General features: G+C 56.6%; 18 protein-coding genes. 8 read left to right on the top strand and 10 right to left on the bottom strand.

All coding sequences use genetic code 11. From position 1 onward, the window contains the following. Window positions 1–26: 26 nt before the first annotated feature. Entirely contained in the window at window positions 27–902 is an 876-nt protein-coding gene (locus tag QEN58_RS03625; RefSeq protein ID WP_280105796.1) for a hypothetical protein, read from the top strand. Window positions 903–1,078: 176 nt separating this feature from the next. Here QEN58_RS03625 and QEN58_RS03620 read toward each other — a convergent pair whose 3' ends face one another. Continuing rightward, window positions 1,079–1,267: a hypothetical protein gene (locus tag QEN58_RS03620; RefSeq protein WP_280105795.1), complete on the bottom strand. Its 189-nt coding sequence runs from the start codon at window positions 1,265–1,267 to the stop codon at window positions 1,079–1,081. Window positions 1,268–1,655: 388 nt separating this feature from the next. Between QEN58_RS03620 and QEN58_RS03615 the strand changes: the two genes are divergently transcribed. Further along, entirely contained in the window at window positions 1,656–2,510 is an 855-nt protein-coding gene (locus tag QEN58_RS03615) for an SDR family oxidoreductase (RefSeq protein WP_280105794.1), read from the top strand. Window positions 2,511–2,602: 92 nt separating this feature from the next. On the opposite strand, the gene QEN58_RS03610 is transcribed toward QEN58_RS03615, so the two are convergent. After that, a complete protein-coding gene (locus tag QEN58_RS03610; RefSeq protein ID WP_280105793.1) occupies window positions 2,603–3,490 on the bottom strand; it encodes a MurR/RpiR family transcriptional regulator in 888 nt (295 codons plus the stop codon). A gap of 162 nt (window positions 3,491–3,652) precedes the next feature. Here QEN58_RS03610 and QEN58_RS03605 point away from each other — a divergent pair, with 162 nt between their 5' ends. Both QEN58_RS03605 and QEN58_RS03600 read left to right on the top strand, forming a co-directional pair. Continuing rightward, complete coding sequence (locus QEN58_RS03605) at window positions 3,653–4,978, top strand: aspartate aminotransferase family protein (protein WP_280105792.1); 1,326 nt, start codon at window positions 3,653–3,655, stop codon at window positions 4,976–4,978. Window positions 4,979–5,024: 46 nt separating this feature from the next. After that, window positions 5,025–5,591 (top strand): carboxymuconolactone decarboxylase family protein, encoded by a 567-nt coding sequence (locus tag QEN58_RS03600; protein WP_280105791.1) that lies wholly within the window; start codon window positions 5,025–5,027, stop codon window positions 5,589–5,591. Between the two features lie 37 nt (window positions 5,592–5,628). On the opposite strand, the gene argA is transcribed toward QEN58_RS03600, so the two are convergent. From argA to QEN58_RS03585, 3 genes are all read right to left on the bottom strand, one after another. Continuing rightward, window positions 5,629–6,942: an amino-acid N-acetyltransferase gene (gene argA, locus QEN58_RS03595; RefSeq protein WP_280106892.1), complete on the bottom strand. Its 1,314-nt coding sequence runs from the start codon at window positions 6,940–6,942 to the stop codon at window positions 5,629–5,631. Window positions 6,943–7,159: 217 nt separating this feature from the next. Continuing rightward, window positions 7,160–8,425 carry an inorganic phosphate transporter gene (locus tag QEN58_RS03590; protein WP_280105790.1) on the bottom strand — a complete coding sequence of 422 codons (1,266 nt, stop codon included), beginning with the start codon at window positions 8,423–8,425 and terminating at the stop codon, window positions 7,160–7,162. Between the two features lie 10 nt (window positions 8,426–8,435). Next, the gene (locus QEN58_RS03585; protein ID WP_280105789.1) at window positions 8,436–9,116 is read right to left on the bottom strand and encodes a TIGR00153 family protein; all 681 of its coding nucleotides are present in this window, start codon (window positions 9,114–9,116) and stop codon (window positions 8,436–8,438) included. 137 nt (window positions 9,117–9,253) lie between these two features. Between QEN58_RS03585 and QEN58_RS03580 the strand changes: the two genes are divergently transcribed. Further along, window positions 9,254–10,153 carry a CYTH domain-containing protein gene (locus QEN58_RS03580; protein ID WP_280105788.1) on the top strand — a complete coding sequence of 300 codons (900 nt, stop codon included), beginning with the start codon at window positions 9,254–9,256 and terminating at the stop codon, window positions 10,151–10,153. Window positions 10,154–10,204: 51 nt separating this feature from the next. After that, window positions 10,205–11,107 (top strand): ion transporter, encoded by a 903-nt coding sequence (locus QEN58_RS03575; protein WP_280105787.1) that lies wholly within the window; start codon window positions 10,205–10,207, stop codon window positions 11,105–11,107. 13 nt (window positions 11,108–11,120) lie between these two features. Here QEN58_RS03575 and QEN58_RS03570 read toward each other — a convergent pair whose 3' ends face one another. Further along, complete coding sequence (locus tag QEN58_RS03570; RefSeq protein ID WP_280105786.1) at window positions 11,121–11,744, bottom strand: L-threonylcarbamoyladenylate synthase; 624 nt, start codon at window positions 11,742–11,744, stop codon at window positions 11,121–11,123. A 71-nt stretch (window positions 11,745–11,815) separates the two neighbouring features. Further along, complete coding sequence (locus QEN58_RS03565; protein WP_280105785.1) at window positions 11,816–12,736, bottom strand: PHP domain-containing protein; 921 nt, start codon at window positions 12,734–12,736, stop codon at window positions 11,816–11,818. Between the two features lie 144 nt (window positions 12,737–12,880). Here QEN58_RS03565 and QEN58_RS03560 point away from each other — a divergent pair, with 144 nt between their 5' ends. Continuing rightward, entirely contained in the window at window positions 12,881–13,180 is a 300-nt protein-coding gene (locus QEN58_RS03560; protein ID WP_280105784.1) for a YciI family protein, read from the top strand. A gap of 158 nt (window positions 13,181–13,338) precedes the next feature. After that, a complete protein-coding gene (gene mnmC / locus QEN58_RS03555; protein ID WP_280105783.1) occupies window positions 13,339–15,372 on the top strand; it encodes a bifunctional tRNA (5-methylaminomethyl-2-thiouridine)(34)-methyltransferase MnmC2/FAD-dependent 5-carboxymethylaminomethyl-2-thiouridine(34) oxidoreductase MnmC1 in 2,034 nt (677 codons plus the stop codon). A gap of 9 nt (window positions 15,373–15,381) precedes the next feature. Here mnmC and QEN58_RS03550 read toward each other — a convergent pair whose 3' ends face one another. From QEN58_RS03550 to zipA, 3 genes are all read right to left on the bottom strand, one after another. Beyond that, complete coding sequence (locus tag QEN58_RS03550; RefSeq protein WP_280105782.1) at window positions 15,382–15,657, bottom strand: YheU family protein; 276 nt, start codon at window positions 15,655–15,657, stop codon at window positions 15,382–15,384. Further along, window positions 15,654–17,678 (bottom strand): NAD-dependent DNA ligase LigA, encoded by a 2,025-nt coding sequence (gene ligA, locus QEN58_RS03545; protein WP_280105781.1) that lies wholly within the window; start codon window positions 17,676–17,678, stop codon window positions 15,654–15,656. The genes QEN58_RS03550 and ligA overlap by 4 nt, the downstream gene beginning before the upstream one ends. Before the next feature lie 166 nt (window positions 17,679–17,844). Further along, window positions 17,845–19,713, bottom strand: a complete 1,869-nt coding sequence (zipA, locus tag QEN58_RS03540) for a cell division protein ZipA (RefSeq protein WP_280105780.1) — start codon at window positions 19,711–19,713, stop codon at window positions 17,845–17,847. Window positions 19,714–20,099 lie beyond the last annotated feature (386 nt).

Genomic DNA, 20,099 nt, shown 5'->3' with positions numbered 1-20,099 from the left:
TCTAACAATGAGGTGAGGATACCGCCATGAAGATAGGATTTTCGTCATTTACACTGATTCAACAGCGCCAAGATAAGCCGCAGTTTTTAACGCCCACCCGCGTCGCCCCGCAAAAGAGCGCGCCTGCTGAAGACGACCCGTTCACAAAGCGGGTTAAAAAGCAGCAGGAGGCTCTGGAGAGTTTAGCGTCGCTACCGACTCCCAAAGAGGCCTCCCAGCAGCAGGCCAGCGATAAAGTAGGCTTTTTGCGCCAGCGGATTGAAATGCTGAAAGCCATGATGGCCTTCGCCTCTCCTGAACAGCTTAAAAACATGGCCAAGGAGCTCAAGAGCATTGCGCGTGAGCTTGCCGGTGCGGCTAAGCTGCTGAACAGCCAAGGGGGCGGTGGTGCCGGCATGACGGCTATCCCCTCTGTGGTTTCGACGACAGCAGTTGCATCGCCAGCAGCTCCAACGGCAGCAGTTCCAACAGCGGTAGCTCAACCCAGCGGAGCCGAATCAGCTGCGGCCCCGACGGGTGGCGATGAGAGTGCCCCGGCAACCGTATCAAGCTACGCCCCAAAAGCCGAGGCCAGCGCACAAACAGCCGAGGAAAAAGCTGAGCAAGAAGCAGAGAAAGCAGCGGGCGAGCCTGAAGGTGATGAATCCACCGAGCTCGGCGTCTTACCTAGCCTGCCCAACCTCATTCAGAATGAAGACGACCGCTCGAAGTCCAATAGCCCTAGCGCAAGTGAACACGCACTACGCGGCGCACTGACTGACGCCCAAAAAGCGCTGCGTGAAGCGGTTAACGAACTTAAGGTTCGGCTGAGAGAAGAAGACAAGGAAGCCCGTAGGGAGCTAAAGAAAGCTGAAGAATCCATGGAAAAAAACGGATCGAGCGGTTGCAGCCTCCTCTTCTGAGGCCCTCTACTCCTCATTGGGACAGTTGTTGCCTACCTCGCTAGGTGACGTTTCCGTTTCAACGCCCTCTATCAACATAGAGGTTTAGCGCTGAAAGAAAAGGCGCTACCGGAAGTAGCGCCTTTGTTGTTTAGCGTTGGCCTAAACAATTCTGCATAGAAACAATGTTGCGTAGCTTATTTCTTGGAACCTTTGCCTGACTTTTTATCGTCATCGGACTCCGGGTTTACATGATGGGTGTCCGGCATCGGGTTGGCTTCATCATGATGGTCGTCCTTCTCTTTAGGGGCTTTTTTATCATCTCCGGGAACTTGAGTCATCGCTTCTTCCTTACCGTTATGGGTGAGCGAAAGGGTTGGAGGCATTTGTGTTGCCTCCTATCCTGGCTGACTTAACTGTAGTGTTTCCTCTTCAACTTGCAATTCACCCCCATGCTGAATCGACAACACAGCCACCTCTACCGTTAATTAAAAAACTAATTAAAACAAAAACTTAAAATTAAAAACGACATTACACCAAGTATATGAGCAAACTTGATAGCATTAATAATCTTTCGCTATCAGGTCTGTAGGTGACCTACCGTTTTATCGCTATGCGTTTGCCCCCAGTTTGCCGTTATTACCACCCTGGTCTACGTTAACAGCGTGAAGGCATTCGAGGATACGAGGGCCTGAGCAGTGGTTAATCAGTGATGTTTTACGATGGCTAACCGTATGTAAAAACCAACGTGTGCCAACAAAGGAGTGACCGCACATGAGTGATCAACACCAACCACCCCAGCATCAGGATAAACAGCCGGGCGACGAACACGCCATGCGCCCTGAGCCTGAATATATCCGTGACAGCTACCGCGGTACCGAAAAGCTGCTGGATAAAGTAGCGATTATTACCGGCGGCGACAGTGGTATCGGTCGGTCAGTGGCCGTGCACTATGCCCGCGAAGGTGCCGACAGTGTGATCGTTCATCTGAAAGAGACCCAAGATGCGGAAGAGACCAAGCGGCTGGTGGAAGCTGAAGGCCGTCGCTGCTTGGTTTTGAAAGGCGATGTGGCAGCGCCAGCGTTTTGCCGTGAAATTGTTAAGCGTACGCTCGACCACTTCGGCAAGATCAATATTGTGGTCAATAACGCTGCCGAGCAGTACGACTGGGACGACATTACCGAGATCCCCGATGATCAACTGCTGCGCACCTTCCAGACCAATATCTTCAGCCACTTCTATCTCACCAAATCAGCCCTGCCGCATCTCAGCGAAGGCGACACTATCATTGCCACCTCATCGATCAATGCCTTTAAGGGCAACGATACGCTGATCGATTACACCGCCACCAAGGGCGCTATTCAGGGTCTGGTGCGCTCGCTGGCGATGTCACTGATGGATCGCGGTATCCGCGTGAACGCCGTAGCACCGGGGCCGGTTTGGACGCCGCTGATTCCCGCCAGCTTTGAGGATGAAAAAGTGGCGTCGTTCGGTGGTCAGGTGCCTATGAAGCGCGCTGGGCAGCCCAGCGAAATGGGGCCTGCGTATGTCTATTTGGCCAGCGAGGAGTCCTCCTATATGAGTGGCCAGACCATGCACCTGAATGGCGGCGTAATCTTAAATACTTAAGCTAACCAGCCGATTAACAGGGCGGCTTAGCGCCGCCCTTTACCCTATTGCGAGCGCACTAGTCAGTAGCCAAACGTTACTGGCTGCGCTTCTCAATCCCGCCGAGGGATAGCCGTCGAGTAGGTATTGAGATGCGAGAGGTGTTCATCCGCTTGCTGCAAAGCGTCTAGCGTCTTAGGCCGGTCGAATTCCGCCAATAAACTGCACAGCACTTCGGAGATGGCTAATGCCGGGGTTAGCGTATGGAAAAAGCTATCGCTTTCCGTGGGGCAAAAAACGGCCTGCTCTGACAGCGCTACCAGCGGCGACACCTCGCTATCGGTGATAGAAACAATGCCCACCCCCTGCTCTTTTGCCAGCTGGGCAAGCTCCAGCGCCCCTGTTGCATAAGGCTTGATGGAGATAACGAGCATGACATCCTCAGGCGTAGCGCGAATTAACGCGTCTCCGCCGGTTCCTCCAGGCCCATCCAGGTGAACCGAACGCTCGCCCAGTAGGGTCATCACATAATGGAAGTGCCAGGCAACGGCATGGCTGGAACGTAATCCCAGCACGTACACCTTTCTCGCTGACCTCAACCTATCGGCTGTCGCTTCCAACCGCCGCAGCGAATCGGGCTCACAGAGCTTCGCAAGCTGGGCACTCAGCCCTTGAAGCATATGCAAGGCGGTATCGCTTGCTCCCCTTTCACTGCCTTCATTGACCCGCTGGCGAACCTTGGCCGCAAAGCCATCCCCTCCCTGACGTAAAGCCGCCGCATGCTGCGCCCGGAGTTCGTCGTACCCTGCTAACCCCAAGAACTTGGCCAGCCGAGTCATGGTGGCGGGCTGCACACCCGCCAGGCGCGCCACCTCGCGCATGGACACCAGCGCCACTTCCTCCGGGTGCTCCAGCACGTAGCGAGCGGCCTGTTGCAGCTGCGCAGACATGGCATCGTACTGGGCAATCATCTGCTCTCTCAGCGAATCGCTCGGCTGCATAGTGGTTGGCTCTGTGAAGAAATAAGGGTTGGTTGTGTGAATAAATGATCCGCGTGTTTCACACTATATTAAAATGATTTATTTGTTGCAAACATCTTTATGAGTGTGCCAATCTCCTTGTTATATAAATTTCTAACCGTTTGATAATGAGGGTCATGGGCTATGACGCGTATTCTTCACCGCAGTATCGGCGGGGCCCTGCCTCATGCCGCGTCGGCACAGGGCGTCTATATCACCGATACCAAGGGGCGTCGCTATCTGGATGGTTCGGGAGGCGCTGCGGTCACCAGCGTAGGGCACGGCCACCCGGAAGTGCTGGCTGCCATGCGCGCACAGATCGATAGCCTCTGTTACGCCCACACCTCCTTCTTCACTACCGATGCCGCCGAGGCGCTTGCCGAAAAACTGGTGGCTTTAGCGCCCGAAGGGCTGGATTACGTCTACCTGGTGTCGGGTGGGTCGGAGGCCGTTGAAGCGGCACTAAAAATGGCCCGGCAGTACTTTGTCGAGATTAATCAGCCCCAGCGGCGGCACATCATTGCCAGACGCCAAAGCTACCACGGCAATACCATTGGCGCGTTGGCCACCGGTGGCAATGCCATGCGGCGCCAGCAGTTTCAGCCCATCCTGCCCGAAACCCACCATGTATCGCCCTGCTATTCATATCGCGACAAGGCCACCGATGAGACGCCCGAGGCCTACGCTGCACGGCTTGCCGAGGAGCTTGAGGCGAAGATTCTGGAACTTGGCCCTGAAGAAGTCATGGCCTTCGTTGCCGAACCCGTGGTCGGCGCTACCTTAGGGGCGGTCGCCTCTGAGGCGGATTACTTCAAACGCGTTCGGGCTATTTGTGATAAGTACGGCGTACTACTGATTCTGGACGAAGTGATGTGCGGCATGGGAAGAACCGGCACCGTCTTCGCCTGCGAACAGGATGGGGTAACGCCGGATATCGTTACGATCGCCAAGGGCTTGGGCGGCGGCTATCAACCTATCGGCGCGGTGATGCTATCGGCCAACATCTATGCCAGTTTCGCCAATGGGTCTGGGCTGTTTCAGCATGGACATACCTATTTGGGCCACCCTGTGGCCGCTGCGGCCGCTAACAAAGTGGTTGAGATCATTGCACGGCCGGAGACGCTGGCTAACGTAAACACCATGGGCATGAGACTGCAGAGCGGCCTGGAAGCGGCGCTCGGCGCATCGCCCTATGTGGGCGATATTCGCGGCAGAGGCTTGTTTCGCGGTATCGAGCTGGTGGCGGATAGGGAAAGCAAAACGCCTTTCGATCCGACTAGAAAGATTTACGCCAAGATCAAGCGGCAGGCCATGGCGCGTGGCCTGATCAGCTACCCAATGGGCGGCACTATTGATGGTATTCACGGCGACCACATCTTGCTGGCACCGCCTTATATCATTGCGCCAGACGAAGTAGACCTGATCATTGAGCGTATTGCCGAGGCCATAACCGCCGCCATCGCCGAGTAATGACACAATAAACGACTATCTGAATAATGATCTGAATGGAGCCCCCATGACCCCTTCTCCCTGCCCGCCTATTTCCGACACCGACTGGCCTAAAGAGATCGCTGATTTACGCGAAGGCTTTGCGGGCGCACTCAACGTTTATCGCACCATGGCCCACCACCCGGCCCTGCTTAGCGCATGGGCACCCTTGCGCCAACACGTTGTTAAGGAGAATGCGTTAGGCCCGGAACTGACCGAAGTGGTGATTTTACGCGCGGGCCTGCGTATGGGGTCAGCCTACGAGTGGGCGCACCATGTTAGTCGTGCACGCGCACTGGGATTTTCTGAGCATCGGATTAATGCAATTCGCGGTAACCCAGAAGGCGTTGACGGTTTGATCGTTAACGCCGTGGATGCGTTATTCGATAAGCGCATGTTGGCCCAGGAGCAGGAGGCAGAACTTGCCGAGGCGATCGGGCGCGCGGCGGTGATCGACCTGATCGCTATGGTGGGTTTCTATTCGGTGTTGGGCTATCTGCTTAAAACCTACGACACGCCAATCGACGACGCTATCCAGCAAGAGGCGCAAGCAATGCCCGCGCTGTTTTCAATAGCGCCGGGTTCCAGCTCATAAAACAGTCGTGCTAACGGTTACCCCTTTTAAAAGCGCATTACGCTAATTGCTTAACCAACACCTTCGATTTACGGGCATGGTTGTAGGTTTCGCGTTTCAGCGGGGGTAGGTCTTCCAGGCTGGCGGCGCGGAAGCCGCGCTCGACAAACCAGTGGGCGGTGTGGGTGGTCAGCACGAACATTTCGTTTAACCCGCGCTGACGGGCGCGGCGCTCCATGGCTTCCACCAAGCGCTCGCCGCGCTCGCCGCCGCGGTAGCTGTCGTGCACCGCCACACAGGCGAGTTCGGCAATACTAGTGTCGGTAAACACATGCAGCGCGGCGCAGCCGATCACCATGCCGTCGCGCTCGATCACCATGTAGTCATCGATTTCGTGTTCCAGGCGCTCCCTTGAGCGTGCGACCAACATGCCCCGCCGCTCTAGCGGCTCCAGCAGTTCCAACAGCCCCGCCACATCGTTCAACGTCGCCGGGCGCAGCTGTTCGTAGCGGTGCTGGGTAATCATGGTGCCCACGCCGTCGCGAGTGAACAGCTCGCCCAGCAGGGCATCATGGTTGTGCCAGGAGAGCAGGTGCGTGCGTGCCACGCCTTCCCGTGCCGCAGTGCAGGCGGCCTGCAAGTGACGGGCTAACTCACTGCCCGGTGCAGCATGGGTTAAACGCGGCTCTGCTTCCGCTGGCGAGAGCTGGCGCAGCAGCGCGCCGTGCTCATCTTCCAAGCCTTCGGACTCACCGAGCAGAATCAGCTTGTCGGCTTTCAGCGCCACGGCGGCGTGTTGGGCGACTTCCGAGGCGTCCAGATCGAACACTTCGCCGGTACTGGAGAAGCCCAGTGGCGGCAGCAGCACCAGCGAGCCTTTTTCCAATAGGCCTTCAATGGCGCTGGCCCGCACCCGGCGCACTTCACCACTATGGTCGAAATCAACGCCTTCACGCACTCCAAGTGGCTTGGCAGTGACCAGATTACCGGAGATAACGCTTAGCTCAACACCGTGCAGCGGCGTGCTGGGCAGGCCTAGCGAAAGCCGCGCTTCCAGCCACAGCCGCTGGTGGGCGGCCACCTGCTCTACATGGGCCATCACGTCGCGGTCGGCGACCCAGCGGCCATCGATACGCGTGGGCTCTACGCCTGCGGCAGTTAGCGCTTCATGCACCTGGGGGCGAATGCCAAAGACCACGACCAGGCGCACGCCTAGCGTATGCAGCAGCGCCAAATCTTGAATCAGTTGCTCCCCTCGGCCAGATGCCATCGCTTCGCCCTCAATTAAGATGACAAAGGTTCGCCCCCGGTGAGCATTAATGTAGGGGGAGGCGTTACGAAACCAATCAACAAAGGGGAAGCGCGTATCCAAGGGCCGCTCTCCGGCAGCAGGTGAAAGAAACATCAGACGTTTACCACGTCCAATGGGCTACTTTACCAGAGCACAAAAAACAGCGGCACCTTCTAATGCAAATCTGCTCAATCTAATGCAGATAAACATGAAGATGCCGCTGTGATTTTATCGCTTAGGTCGTTCTAGTTCTTAATGCGTTCGAGCGTTGGCGTACTGCTTGATTGCTAGCTATTTATTAGCCGAACATGCCTTTGAACATAAAGAAGAACAAAATCGCAAGACCCGCACCGGCAGGCAAGGTGATCAGCCAAGATGCCGCAATCGTACCGATAACCCGCAGGTTGAGGGCGGCCATCCCGCGCGCGAGGCCGACGCCTAAAATCGCCCCTACCAGCGTATGGGTCGTGGAAATCGGCAGACCGGTGCCTGAAGCCAGTACGACCGTCGTGGCCGCCGCCAGGGTAGCAGCGAAACCGCGGCTCGGCGTAAGTTCGGTAATGCCCGTACCTACCGTGGCGATAACTTTATGACCGTAGGTAACAAGGCCTACCACGATGCCGCTGCCGCCAAGTACCAGCACCCACCAGGGCACCAGCGCAGAGCTGCCAATTTCACCGCCGGTTTGGACCACGCTGATCACTGCCGCTAGCGGGCCAACCGCATTGGCCACATCGTTTGAACCGTGGGCAAAAGCCATGGCGCAGGCAGTGAAAATCATCAGCACGCCAAACACGCGCTCTACGTTGGCATAGCCGAAGTGATCATTTGTGTTGTGCTCGAACTTGATACGCCGCTGCATCACCAAACCAATGCCCATAATCACCAGCCCCAGCAAAATCGATAGCAGCAGGCTCTTATTAAAGGACAGGTCCAGCCCCACATGGGACAACCCTTTGGTCAGCGTGACCATCGAAACGATGAAACCTACCAGAAACACATAGCCCGGTACGTAGCGTTTAGCGGCCGTAAACGGATTGGCATCTTCAAAAATCAGATGATGCACCGATTTAAACAGCACAAAGCCGATCGTACCCGCCAGCAAAGGAGAAACGACCCAGCTAGCGGCAATCGTGCCCACCGCGCCCCAGTCGACCGTTGCAGGGCCTAACCCCGCGACCGCGAAGCCAACAATCGCGCCGACAATCGAGTGGGTAGTAGAAACGGGCCAGCCTTTCATGGACGCTACCAGCAGCCATGTACCCGCAGCCAGCAGGGCTGCCAGCATGCCGTATACCAGCAGTTGCGGGTCATCCCGCAGAAGCTCCGGGTCGATAATACCTTTACGGATCGTATTGGTAACTTCGCCGCCAGCCAACCAAGCGCCGAGAAATTCAAAAACAACAGCGATAAGAATGGCTTGTTTGATGGTGATCGCTTTCGACCCCACCGAGGTTCCCATCGCATTGGCTACGTCATTCGCACCAACGCCCCATGCCATAAAGAAGCCGAACAAACAGGCCAGAATAATGAAGATTTCACCGTACTGGGCAATAATCAGCATGTAGGTCCCCTTAGCGGGCAGTCAGGATCTGCAGACGGCTACCCACACGCTCTGCGCGATCAGATAGTTCGCCAACCCATTCAATGATCTTGTAGAGAAAGATCACATCTACTGGCGGTAGCTGGCTCTCAAGCGTGAATAGCTGGCGGCGAATCGTCACCTGCTGATCGTCGGCTTGATGCTCGAGGGTGTGCAGTTCACGGATCATTTTCTGCATCACATCGGAAACGTTTTTTCCAAAGCCCGATTCGAGCAGATCCTTGAGCTCTTCCAGGGCTTGGCGCGCCTGGGCAACACAAGCAACGCTGGTGCGGATGTAATCACGCATTGGCTCGGCCAACTCGTCCGGCACGCGCATTTTACGTCCCAGCATAATGCCGGTAATGTCGCGCACCTTATTGGCGATTTTGTCCTGCACACTGATCAGGTCGAGCAGATCAGAACGCGATACCGGTAGGAACATGGTATTGGGCAGGTTCAGCCGCAGCTCTGTTTTCAGCGTATCGGCGTCATGCTCTAAACGGGTGACGTTTTCGCGCAGTTCGGCCGCTTTGTCCCAGTCATTGGCAAGGGTTGCTTCAAAAAACGGCAGCAGTTGATCGGCGCACTCATTCGCCTTGACGATATGGGCCAATAGCGGCTGGAATGGCGAGCGGCCAAACATCGAAGAAAAAGGATTGGAGGTAACCATAATGCCTTTTAGCCTATTTTCGGGGAGCCGGGAAATGGCGGCGCCAGTATAAAGAGTGCGCCCGCCGCCGTCATGAAAAGTTCACAAATGTAATCAAATATTCATCTAAATGTCACGATAACGAGGTGGCTAGTGTCATGAAACGTCTAACCCCCATGGAAGTGGAACTTAAACTGGCCCTTGCCCCTTCAGGGCCTGCGGCACTTATTCAACACCCGCATCTCGCTTCACACACCGCGCGTAAGCAATCGCTGACCAACACCTACTTTGATACCCCCCAGGGCGATCTGGCCAAGGCACGTATTGCGCTGCGCCTGCGCCAAGTGGACGACCAAGTGCTGCAAACGGTGAAAACCGCAGGCCAGGGCGGCGGTGGGCTATCGCAACGAGAAGAGTGGGAGTGGCAGATTGCCGGTCCAGAACTGGACCTCGCCTCAATCGCCAAGCTTCCCCCTTTTCAAGGTGAGCTAAGCGGTGTACTAGATGCCCTCGCCCCGCAGCTTAGCACCGACTTCACACGGCGAAGCTGGCAGCTAAAGGAGGGTGCAAAAGAACAGGAGAGTCATATCGAGCTGGTATTGGATGAGGGCGAAATTATCAGCGGTGGATACCGCACGCCCATTCGTGAAGCCGAGCTCGAATTAAAAGACGGCGAGCCAGAAGCACTGTGGGCACTGGCATTAACGCTTGCCGAGCAGGTACCGCTGCGGCCCTCGGACAGTAGCAAGGCGTCCCGTGGCAACGCGCTTAGCACCCAGCAGTGGCTGCTACCCGAAGCGCACTCCCCGGCGGAGTGGCTGCACCGTGCCACACTGGCGCTGGATGCCTACCATGACAGCCAACAGGCCAGCTTTCTTGGCAACGCCCAGCAGGCGCTGGCCACCCTCGCCGACCATCCCGCACTGGATGGCACTGCGCGGGGCTATGCCCAAGTGCTTCCCAGCGCGCTTGATAAGCATGGCCAGCCCAACACGGCCTACGGTAAAGCGGCGTTGGCACTGGCCCATCGCTTGACGTACCAAACCGCGCTACGCTAGCGCTTAACGCTCTATTGAGAACGGCATTGAGGCTCACTTCAGGATGATGCAATGAATTTTCACCTAACCCCCGGCGCAGAAGGCCTACGCACCCGCCTGTTTCATATCATATTTGAGTCTGACACGCCGGGGGCAAAAGCCTTTGACATCGCCTTGATCGTGGCGATTCTGATGAGTGTCACGATCATAATGCTGGACAGCATCGAGATTTATGCCGAACGCTATGGTGAAGTATTTTTCTACCTTGAATGGACGTTTACGCTGCTGTTCACCATTGAACTGGCGCTACGTATCTACTGCCTGGAAAAGCCAACGCTCTATCTAAGAAGCTTTTACGGGATCGTCGACTTGATTGCCGTGCTGCCCACATGGCTAGTGCTTTTGGTGCCCGGCGCCCATGGGCTGGTGATTGTTCGTCTTCTGCGGGTACTGCGCATTTTTCGTATTCTGCGCCTGATGGAGTTTGTCGGAGAAGCGCGACTACTGCTGGATGCACTGAAGCGGAGCCTGCGTCAGATTCTGCTATTTTTTAGCGCTATCTTTATGGTCATCACGCTATTCGCGGCGTTGATGTACACCCTTGAGTCCCCCGAGGCGGGCTTTACCAGCATTCCGATGTCGATGTACTGGGCTATCGTCAGCATGACCACCGTCGGTTACGGCGATATCGTGCCCGCCACCGCGCTGGGCAAGGCCATCACCATGATTCTGATGCTACTAGGCTACTCGATTATCGCCGTGCCTACCGGGGTCTTCTCTGCTCAGGTGATTCGCTCGATACGTGAAGAGCGCTACTCCGAAGAAGCATGCCCCGGCTGCGGGCACGAACGCCATGAAAAGCGCGCCCGCTATTGCTTGCGCTGCGGGACCTGGCTGGACGAACACAGCGAAGACCCGCGCAAAAAAGACGAGACACACGAGAAAGACGAAAAAGCAGATCCCGCTTCTGACTAGCTAACGTCTAACCCTATGCCTGGAAGGGCGTGATATCCCCGCGCCCTTCACGGATTATGATGGGGGGCAGTTCGCGCAGATCGATAACGCTGGTGGGGTCTAAATGGCAGGCGCCACCGTCGATAATGGCATCCAGATGCGCGCCAAAACGCTCGCGTATCTCTTCTGGGTCATTCATGGGCCGGTCATCGCCCACGGGGATCAGCGTGACGCTCATCAACGGCTCACCCAATGCGGCCAATAAGGCGTGAGTAATGCGGTGATCCGGCACCCGCACGCCAATCGAGCGACGTTTAGGGTGCAGCAGCAGACGCGGCACTTCAGACGTGGCATCCAGAATGTAGGTGTAAGGCCCTGGGGTGTGGGCTTTCAACAGCCGAAATACGTCGTTATCCACCTTGGCGTAGGTGCCAATTTCCGAGAGATCGGAGCACACCAGGGTGAAGTTGTGTTTATCGTCCAGTGAACGCAGCCATTTGATCTTCTCGATGGCTTTCTTCTCACCCAGGTGGCAGCCAAGGGCGTAGCCCGAATCAGTGGGGTACGCGACCACCCCCCCTTTGCGAATAATCGCAATCGCCTGATCGATGAGGCGCTTTTGGGGGTTTTCCGGGTGAATCTGAAAATATTGGCTCATACGTGACTCCTATTCGTAGACTCTTCTTATACAGCACTCACATAACAAACACAGTGTAAGCGCTGAGCGAGTTACTCTGCAGCTAGCTTTCCTGCAGGCGCATCGCGCAGGTGTACCAATCGCGGGTGCTGCCATATGGGCGGTGCCGCCGTGCGCGGCACTAGGCTCATGCTGCCGGGGGCCGCATGGCTGCCTGGGAAGTGAAAGTCGCTGCCCATGGAGGCGTAAAGGTCGCGCTCCACTAGCTGACGCGCCAGGTCGCGGGTGCTGTCCGGGTTCTGCTGACCGCTGACCAGTTCAACTGCCTGGCCGCCCGCCGCCTGAAAGGTATCCATCAATAGGCCCCGCTTACGCCGGGTTAGGCCGTGGCGCAGTGGATGAGCAATCACGGCCACCCCGCCGGAAGCGACAATCCAGCCCACCGCTTCGCTGATTTCCGGCCAATGGGCTTTAACATCGCCCTTTTTGCCGCTGCCTAAATAGCGTTTGAAGGCACTGGCCCAGTCGGGTACCACGCCTTCAGCCACTAGCGCGCGGGCAAAGTCCGGGCGGCCTAGGGGGCGGTCGCTGCCTGCGTGCAGGCGCGCTTTTTCCAGCGCGTTGGATAAACCGACTTTTTCCAGCCTTTCGGCAATCACTTCAGCACGCTGTATGCGCGCTTCACGCTGCTGTATCAAGCCTTCTACCATCGGCCCCTGTATGCCGCCGGGCATCAGCGCCACGACATGGATATTGATACCCTGCCAGCGTGTGGATAACTCACAGCCGGGGATAAGACACAGCCCGGCTTGCTCCGCCGCGCGGCCCGCCTCCTCAATGCCGTCCATGGTATCGTGATCGGTAAGCGACATGTGCGTCAGCCCGCGCTCGGCACACAGGGTTACCAGCTCGGTGGGCGTTAAAGCGCCATCGGACGCGGTTGAGTGCATGTGCAAATCAACCGGGTAGCGCTGATCGGCATCAAAGGTAGTGGGAAGTCGGGGCATAAGCATGACGCCGTGTGGCCAGTTTGTCAGAATGCGCTTTTCAGCTGTGAATGAACCCTTCTTAATGGGTAAGATATGGTGCGCGCTTATACCAGTGCGGTCAATTAACGGTCACTTTGCATCCTCGTCTTATCAAGGAGTTATACCCCAATGCTGTATGCCATTATGAGTGAAGACGTACCCAATAGCTTAGAGCGTCGCTTGGCGGCTCGGCCAGACCATTTGGCGCGCCTGGAAGCGTTGCGCGATGAAGGCCGCGTGGTACTGGCGGGGCCCCACCCTGCCATCGATACTGAAAATCCTGGCGATGCAGGCTTTTCCGGCAGCCTGGTAGTGGCGGAATTCGACAGCCTGGAAGACGCCAAGGCATGGGCCGACGCCGACCCCTACATGATTGCCGGGGTCTATGCCAAGGTAATTGTTAAGCCGTTCAAAAAAGTTATGCCTTGACGCCAATAGGCGAGTGTGGAGGGCCCATCAGCTTTTTCACAGAGCCTGTGGAAAACTCTGTGCAAACCCGGCGGACGCTTTGCGCTAAGCCAGAGATAACGCCCTCGCCGACAAATTGATCATTTTTTAACCACCTGTTCATCAATACGGATACCTGCGTGACCCAACGTTCAAACGCTTTGCCTTCGCTTGCAGCATTAACAGCGCCAACCCTTACCTGGAACGATGGCGCCCCACACGCTACAGCGTTTGATGACATCTATTTCACCCGTGGCGACGGGCGTGCAGAGACGGAGCATGTATTTCTGGGTGCCAACCACCTACCCGAACGCTTTGCCGCCTGGGAAGCCGCGCGGCCCTTTGTGATTGGCGAAACCGGCTTTGGCACCGGGCTCAATATACTCTGCGCCTGGGCCTGTTTTGAACAACATGCGCCACCCAGTGCACGACTACACCTGTTATCCACAGAGAAGTTTCCCCTTGAGCTAGGCGCCCTTGAACAAGCATTAGCGAGCTGGCCCTCGCTGGCGACTTATGCACAGACACTCTGCGCCCAGTGGCCCGCCGCTGTGAGCGGCATTCACCGCCTGCACTTAACCGATCGCGTCACCCTTGATCTGCATTTTGGCGATACCACTGAGCGCCTGGAGCAGTTGGATGGTCGGGTCGACGCCTGGTTTTTAGACGGTTTTGCGCCGTCTAAAAACCCCGATATGTGGCAGCCTGAATTGTTTAACGCCATGGCCGCGCGTTCTCGCCCCGGGGCAACTTTCGCCACCTTTACCTGCGCAGGCATCGTTAAGCGGGGCCTGAAAGCGGCGGGCTTTAACTGGAAGAAAGTGCCGGGCTATGGCCGCAAGCGGGAAATGCTAGCGGGCAGTATCGAAACCCCGCCTGCGGATCACCGACGCCAGGCCACGCCCTGGTTTACCCCACCGCCTGCGGCTTTCTCAAAGCATGCTGAGAAGCACGCTGCCATGCATGTCGCAATTGTCGGCGCCGGGTTGGCGGGAAGCAGCGTAGCGGCAGCGTTGGCACGGCGGGGCATTAAGGTAACGGTGGTCGAGCGCGAGGCGCCCGGTGCAGGCGGTTCGGGTAATCGCCAGGGCGCGCTGTATGTAAAGCTCGCCGCCGAGACCAACCACCAAAGCCGGGTGTATCTCGCTGGGCTGCTGTATAGCCAGCGCTGGTTGGCGCAACAACACGCCACCCAAGCCTTATGGCAGCCTTGCGGCGTGGTGCAGTTGGCAAGCAGCGATAAAGAGGCCCGCCGCCAGCAGCGTTTTATCGAGCAACACCCGCTGCCAACTGACGTCGTCACTGGCATGGAGAACCCGGCGTTAACCGAGACGGCGGCAATCACCCTCAATGCCCCTCACGGACTTTATTATCCACAGGCGGGCTGGGTAAGGCCTAAGGCGCTGTGTGAGCATTTGCTTAGCCAGCCAGGCGTGAGTGTGCAGCAAGGCGACGTCAGCTCCCTTAACCAGCAAGAGAACGGCTGGCAGCTCAACTTAGCCGATGGACGCATGCTGGAAGCGGATCAAGTGGTGATTGCCAGCGCCCATTTGGCTAACCGCTTTACGCAAACGGCGGAATTACCGCTACAGTCGGTGCGCGGCCAGATAAGCGAGCTAACGCTACCCGATGCGGTGGCGGGCCCTAAACGCGTCGTCTGTGCTGGCGGCTATGTGGCGCCCGCTTTAGATGGCGTGCTGACCTTCGGCGCTAGTTTTGTACCCAACAATGCGACCACTGACGTGACGGATGACGACCATCAGCGCAATATCGATGAGCTGCGTCAGACGCTGCCCGCCTTGGTAGCGGAATTGGAACAGGCAGGTATTGAGCTGAGCCCAGAGAAACTTCAGGGCCGTGCGGCGGTGCGTGCGGCAAGTCCCGACAAGACGCCTTACGCAGGCCCAGTGCCGGTCGCAGAGGCATGGAGGACAGACTATTCACTGCTAAGCAAGGATGCCACCCGCGTGGCGGAGATACCTGGCAGGCACCATCACGGCCTGTGGATATCCACCGCCCACGGCTCGCGAGGCCTCGCCAGTGCGCCGCTGTGTGCCGAGGTAATCGCCTCACGAATCTGCGATGAGCCAATGCCGCTGGAAACGCCGCTGGTCGATCACCTGCACCCTGGGCGGCGGATAATCAGCGCGATTATTCGGGGCGAGAACAAATAGGGTAAAGGCTTAAATATCGCCCTCTTCCTCGTCGTCAGCGACATCGCGCCCAAACGAGCGCCACTGGGCCAGAGTCATCACTTCGGTCATCTCTAGCTCTAGGTCGTGAGCGATGATCAGTTCATTGCGCTCAAGCTGCTTTTTCAGCTCGGCGACCCAGCCGTGCATGCCCTCGCCCGTGGTATCAGTGGTGTCGTAGCCCTGGCGGGTCACAAACGCCTCCAGCAGGGCATTGAGGGTCTCCGGTGGCAGCATTCTGGCGGGGACTTCTATAAAGCGGCTCATTCACTCTGCTCCCACTCTGCCAAACGTTCGATAAAGGTGGCTTCGTCCACGACTTCCACGCCCATCTGTTCGGCTTTGGTAAGTTTGCTGCCCGCCGCTTCACCAGCGACCAGGCAGGTAGTCTTCTTCGATACGCTACCCGCGACCTTGGCACCCAGCGCCTGCAAACGCGCTTTACCCTCGTCACGGGTCATACTCTCCATCGAGCCCGTAAGCACCCAGGTCTGGCCTTCCAGCGGCGTGGGGCCTTGGGTGACTTCCGCCTCCTGCCAGGTAATGCCCGCATCAATCAGCGCGGCAATGGTTTCCTGGTTGTGCGGTTGGCGGAAGAAAGTATGCACATGGGCGGCTACAATCGGGCCGACATCGTTGACCGCTTTCAGCGCTTCCAACTCAGCGGCCTGAATGGCGTCAAGGCTACCAAAGTGGTTAGCGAGATTGGCCGCCGTCGCCTCGCCTACCTCACGAATACCTAAGGCGTAAATAAACCGCGCCAGCGTGGTCGATTTAGCGCTTTCAAGCGCGTTGACCAAGTTGGTGGCTGACTTTTCGCCCATACGCGGCAAGCTTTTAAGCTGCTCAACAGTCAAATGAAACAGCGCTGCCGGGGATTCCACCCAATCCAAATCCACTAGCTGCACGATCAGCTTTTCGCCCAAGCCGTCAATATCCAGCGCTTTGCGACTAGCGAAATGCTTGAGCGCTTCTTTTCGCTGCGCCGCGCAGTAAAGGCCGCCAGAGCAGCGCGCCACCGCTTCACCTTCAATACGCTCGATATCCGAACCGCACACCGGACAGTGTTCGGGGAAAACGATCTCCCTGGCATCCACTGGCCGCAGCTCGGTATGCACGCTCACCACTTGGGGGATCACATCACCGGCCCGGCGAATCGACACCGTATCGCCGATCATTACATCCAAGCGCTTGATCTCATCAGCGTTGTGCAGTGTCGCGTTAGACACCGTCACACCGGCGACGGTGACCGGTTCCAGGCGGGCCACGGGCGTAATCGCTCCGGTACGGCCGACCTGGAACTCCACATCATTAAGCGTGGTGACCTCTTCCTGAGCCGGGAACTTAAACGCCACTGCCCAGCGCGGCGCGCGGGCAACAAAGCCTAGTTCACGCTGGTGGCGCAGATCGTTCACCTTGATCACCACGCCGTCGATATCAAAACCTAAGTCGTCGCGCTTTTCGCCCAACTGCTCACAGTAATCGGCAACCGCCTGCGGGCCTTTGACCACCTTCAACTCTGAACTGGCGCGAAAGCCTAACGTGGACAAACGCTGCATTAATTCGCTGTGCGCAGTATCCCCTAAGTCTGGCTCCAAGCGCGCTGCCTGGTAAGCGTGAAACTCTAGCGGGCGTTTTGCAGTAATGCGGGGATCCAACTGGCGCAGGCTGCCTGCCGCCGCGTTGCGGGGATTGGCAAAGACCTTGCTGCCCTCTTCCCGGGCGCGCTCGTTCAGCGCCTCAAAGCCCGCATGCCGCATTATGACCTCGCCCCGTACTTCTAACAGCGCGGGCACGTTTTTACCCATCAGCTTGAGCGGTACAGAGCGCAACGTGCGCAGGTTAGAGGTAATGCCTTCGCCGGTGCGGCCATCACCCCGGGTCGCACCACTCACCAACATGCCCTGCTCATAAACTAATGAGACGGCCGCACCATCCAACTTTGGCTCGCAGGTAAACTCAAGATCGTCTGCCGTGCATTCGAGGCGTTCGGCCACGCGTTCCGCAAAGGCGAGGATATCGTCACGGCTAAAGGCATTATCCAGCGACAGCATGGGGATAGCGTGAGCCACCGACGGAAAACCATCCGCGGGGGCAGCACCCACGCGCTGGGTAGGGGAATCGGGGGTAATCAATTCCGGATGTTCAGTCTCTAGCTGCTGCAAGCGTTGAAATTTACGATCGTAGTCAGCATCCGTCAGCGTCGGTTCATCCAGCACGTAGTAACGGTAGTTGGCCTCGTCCAGGGCGGCCCGCAGTTGGGTAATCTCTTCCAGAGGTTGACGCATTAAAGTGGGTTCCAGTACTAGCAAAAACGGCAGCGAAAACGCAGAGCCTAAAAAAATAAAACAGAGCGTGTCTAAAAGTAGCGCTTATTGAACAGAAACACCCGCCTTCTGGCAAGAAGGCGGGTGTTTCACAGCAAGTACCGCTTCGACGGTTAGCGGGCGACGATTAGCGTGCCTGCAGTTGGCGATGCAAGCGATGGCGACGCTCAAATTCACGTACCCGCTGACGGGCAAATTCGATCGTTTGTGCTGTCATCACGCTGCGGTTTTCATCTTTGAGTTCACCGCCCATATGGCGTACCACTACCATAGCGGTTTCGACCATCGCCTCAAAAGCAGCGGCGCTATCGATGGCGCCAGGCAATGGCATCAGCAGCGTGATACCGGGCGTCATGAACTCACCCATCTCTTCGATGGGGAAAGTACCCGGCTTAACCACGTTCACCATCGAAAACTGCAGCTCGCTATCGTCGCTCTCGGTTTCAAAGCGGTGGAAAACGCCCATCGCGCTGCTGTAGCGCAAACCACATACCATCATCAGCTCAAGCAGCTTGGTGCCATCAAAGCCTTCTGGATCACGGGACAGAACGCTAATCACCACGACTTCTTCAGCATTGGTTAGCGTTTCTTTGGCGTGTTCACCGCTCACATCGTGTCGCAGCGCTTTTTCTAACGTTGGGTGTACACGGACTCGCTCATCCACCCCACGCTCGTCGGCAGCTGCGTTGTCATAAGCATCAGCCTCGAAACTATCTTCAAAACCATCTTCGTGAGCCGCATATGCAGCGCTTTCGTAGCGACGCGATTCTTCGTCAGCAGCACGCTGCTGAGCAGCAAGCTTTTCTGCGGCTGCCGCATTGGCCGCTGCTTCTTCCTCACGAGCTTGGGCCTGCTCTTGCGCAAGGCGGGCACGCTCTGCATCCGCGGCTTCTTTGGCTTCGCGACGCTGCTCTGCTTCCAGCGCTTTGCGCTCAGCTTTCTGCTGGGCCAAGGCTTTATCACGCACCGCCTTCTCAGCTTTTTTGCGCTGTTTCTCTTTACGCCGTGCGATCAAACGACGCTTCAGCGAGCGCCCCATGCCTTCAAAGTCGACTAAGCGATACTCATCAACTTCGTCATCATCCAACTCGTCGTATTCGCCTGCTGTATCAGAACGCAACTGACGGCGTTTGGGGGAGTGCTCATTGGCATGTTTGGCAAATACGGCATCTTCTGGCTCAGCCCGCAGTACCGGTTCTGGCTCATGTTCTGGCATTTGTTCTTGCTGAGTGCGTGGCTGTGCCGCCATCTCGCTATCTTTTTCACTGGCAGCGGCTTCATTGGCAACTGTTTCATTGGCAGTAAGCGATATGGCATCAGAGGCGGCAGGCTGAGTGGTTTCAGCATTAGCTTCGGTTGCCGATGCACGGGGCATCTCAGCAGAATAAGCTGGCTGCTCGGTGTATGGTTCAGGCTGCTGAGGCACCGCTGTCCTGACCTGCGGGGTCTCTGTTTGCGGAGAGTCGGCGATGGAGATACTTGGCTCGCGGCGCTCATGTTCAGTCGGCGCATTCGCATTGTTGCTAGCATAGCTCGTAGAAGTAGCTGTGGCAGAAGTAACTGGCTGCGCTCTCTTGACCTCTAAGTCGGGCTTAACAGCTACGCTTGGCGATGGCTTGGCAATTGATGCCGCTTTATCTTCTTTATTTGCCTTATCTGATTTGCGCTTGGCCGCTTTAGTAGAGACTGAACGCCTAAACTCAGAAAGCACCCTAGAAGGACCAGGATGCTCTTGACGTTCTAACTTGGGTTTATTACCTAACCCACTATAGTCAGCGGGCTTAACAACTCGAGCACCGCCATTAGGAAGTTCCCAATTGATCTCCGCGGCTTTAGCTGCCTCATCGGGATCATCTAGCGAACTGCCAGAAAGATCTTTCTCCACCTGATCCAGGCGGGGTACACGACGCTGGCGTTGAAGTCTTCGCGCACCATCAATAACGATGAGCGATACCAGCGCCAGCCCTAAAATAATTAGCCACTCTCTTAGTTCCATGTCGAACGTTCCATGGTCGTCTTACCGGTTGCTAAGGCACGGTGTCTAAAAGTCATGCCTGAAAATGGGTAACGGCTATTGAATAATTATCTGCTATCAATAAGACCAAGCATAGCGCGATTACTATGAAAATGGCCAATTTTTGCTGCATTTAACGCGATTTTCACGTGTTGGCAAAATTTCACCACTGTTTAAAGCGAAAATTTCTGACCTTAACTTCAAACAAAAGTGCCACAATCATTAGATCAAATATCTATAAATAGCTTTATAAAGGAATCCTAGAAGCAAGAAAAGCGGTTTTGACAACCGTCTCACCACCAGTGCGTATTCCCTCTATAAGCCGTTTAACCATCTCTAGCGCGCTATTAGTAGGGGTAATATAGTTA

Source organism: Halomonas alkaliantarctica (assembly GCF_029854215.1).
GTDB lineage: Bacteria > Pseudomonadota > Gammaproteobacteria > Pseudomonadales > Halomonadaceae > Vreelandella > Vreelandella alkaliantarctica_A.
This window is presented reverse-complemented; position numbering and strand designations above follow the sequence as displayed.

Excerpts from the sequence above, each read along its gene's own strand:
- QEN58_RS03570 (WP_280105786.1), bottom strand. The coding sequence starts at position 11,744 with ATGAGCCAATATTTTCAGATTCACCCGGAAAACCCCCAAAAGCGCCTC.
- QEN58_RS03605 (WP_280105792.1), top strand. The coding sequence starts at position 3,653 with ATGACGCGTATTCTTCACCGCAGTATCGGCGGGGCCCTGCCTCATGCC.
- QEN58_RS03565 (WP_280105785.1), bottom strand. The coding sequence starts at position 12,736 with ATGCTTATGCCCCGACTTCCCACTACCTTTGATGCCGATCAGCGCTAC.
- QEN58_RS03575 (WP_280105787.1), top strand. The coding sequence starts at position 10,205 with ATGAATTTTCACCTAACCCCCGGCGCAGAAGGCCTACGCACCCGCCTG.
- QEN58_RS03580 (WP_280105788.1), top strand. The coding sequence starts at position 9,254 with ATGAAACGTCTAACCCCCATGGAAGTGGAACTTAAACTGGCCCTTGCC.
- QEN58_RS03550 (WP_280105782.1), bottom strand. The coding sequence starts at position 15,657 with ATGAGCCGCTTTATAGAAGTCCCCGCCAGAATGCTGCCACCGGAGACC.
- QEN58_RS03610 (WP_280105793.1), bottom strand. The coding sequence starts at position 3,490 with ATGCAGCCGAGCGATTCGCTGAGAGAGCAGATGATTGCCCAGTACGAT.
- QEN58_RS03600 (WP_280105791.1), top strand. The coding sequence starts at position 5,025 with ATGACCCCTTCTCCCTGCCCGCCTATTTCCGACACCGACTGGCCTAAA.
- QEN58_RS03625 (WP_280105796.1), top strand. The coding sequence starts at position 27 with ATGAAGATAGGATTTTCGTCATTTACACTGATTCAACAGCGCCAAGAT.
- QEN58_RS03615 (WP_280105794.1), top strand. The coding sequence starts at position 1,656 with ATGAGTGATCAACACCAACCACCCCAGCATCAGGATAAACAGCCGGGC.
- ligA (WP_280105781.1), bottom strand. The coding sequence starts at position 17,678 with ATGCGTCAACCTCTGGAAGAGATTACCCAACTGCGGGCCGCCCTGGAC.
- QEN58_RS03560 (WP_280105784.1), top strand. The coding sequence starts at position 12,881 with ATGCTGTATGCCATTATGAGTGAAGACGTACCCAATAGCTTAGAGCGT.
- zipA (WP_280105780.1), bottom strand. The coding sequence starts at position 19,713 with ATGGAACTAAGAGAGTGGCTAATTATTTTAGGGCTGGCGCTGGTATCG.
- QEN58_RS03585 (WP_280105789.1), bottom strand. The coding sequence starts at position 9,116 with ATGGTTACCTCCAATCCTTTTTCTTCGATGTTTGGCCGCTCGCCATTC.
- QEN58_RS03590 (WP_280105790.1), bottom strand. The coding sequence starts at position 8,425 with ATGCTGATTATTGCCCAGTACGGTGAAATCTTCATTATTCTGGCCTGT.
- QEN58_RS03620 (WP_280105795.1), bottom strand. The coding sequence starts at position 1,267 with ATGCCTCCAACCCTTTCGCTCACCCATAACGGTAAGGAAGAAGCGATG.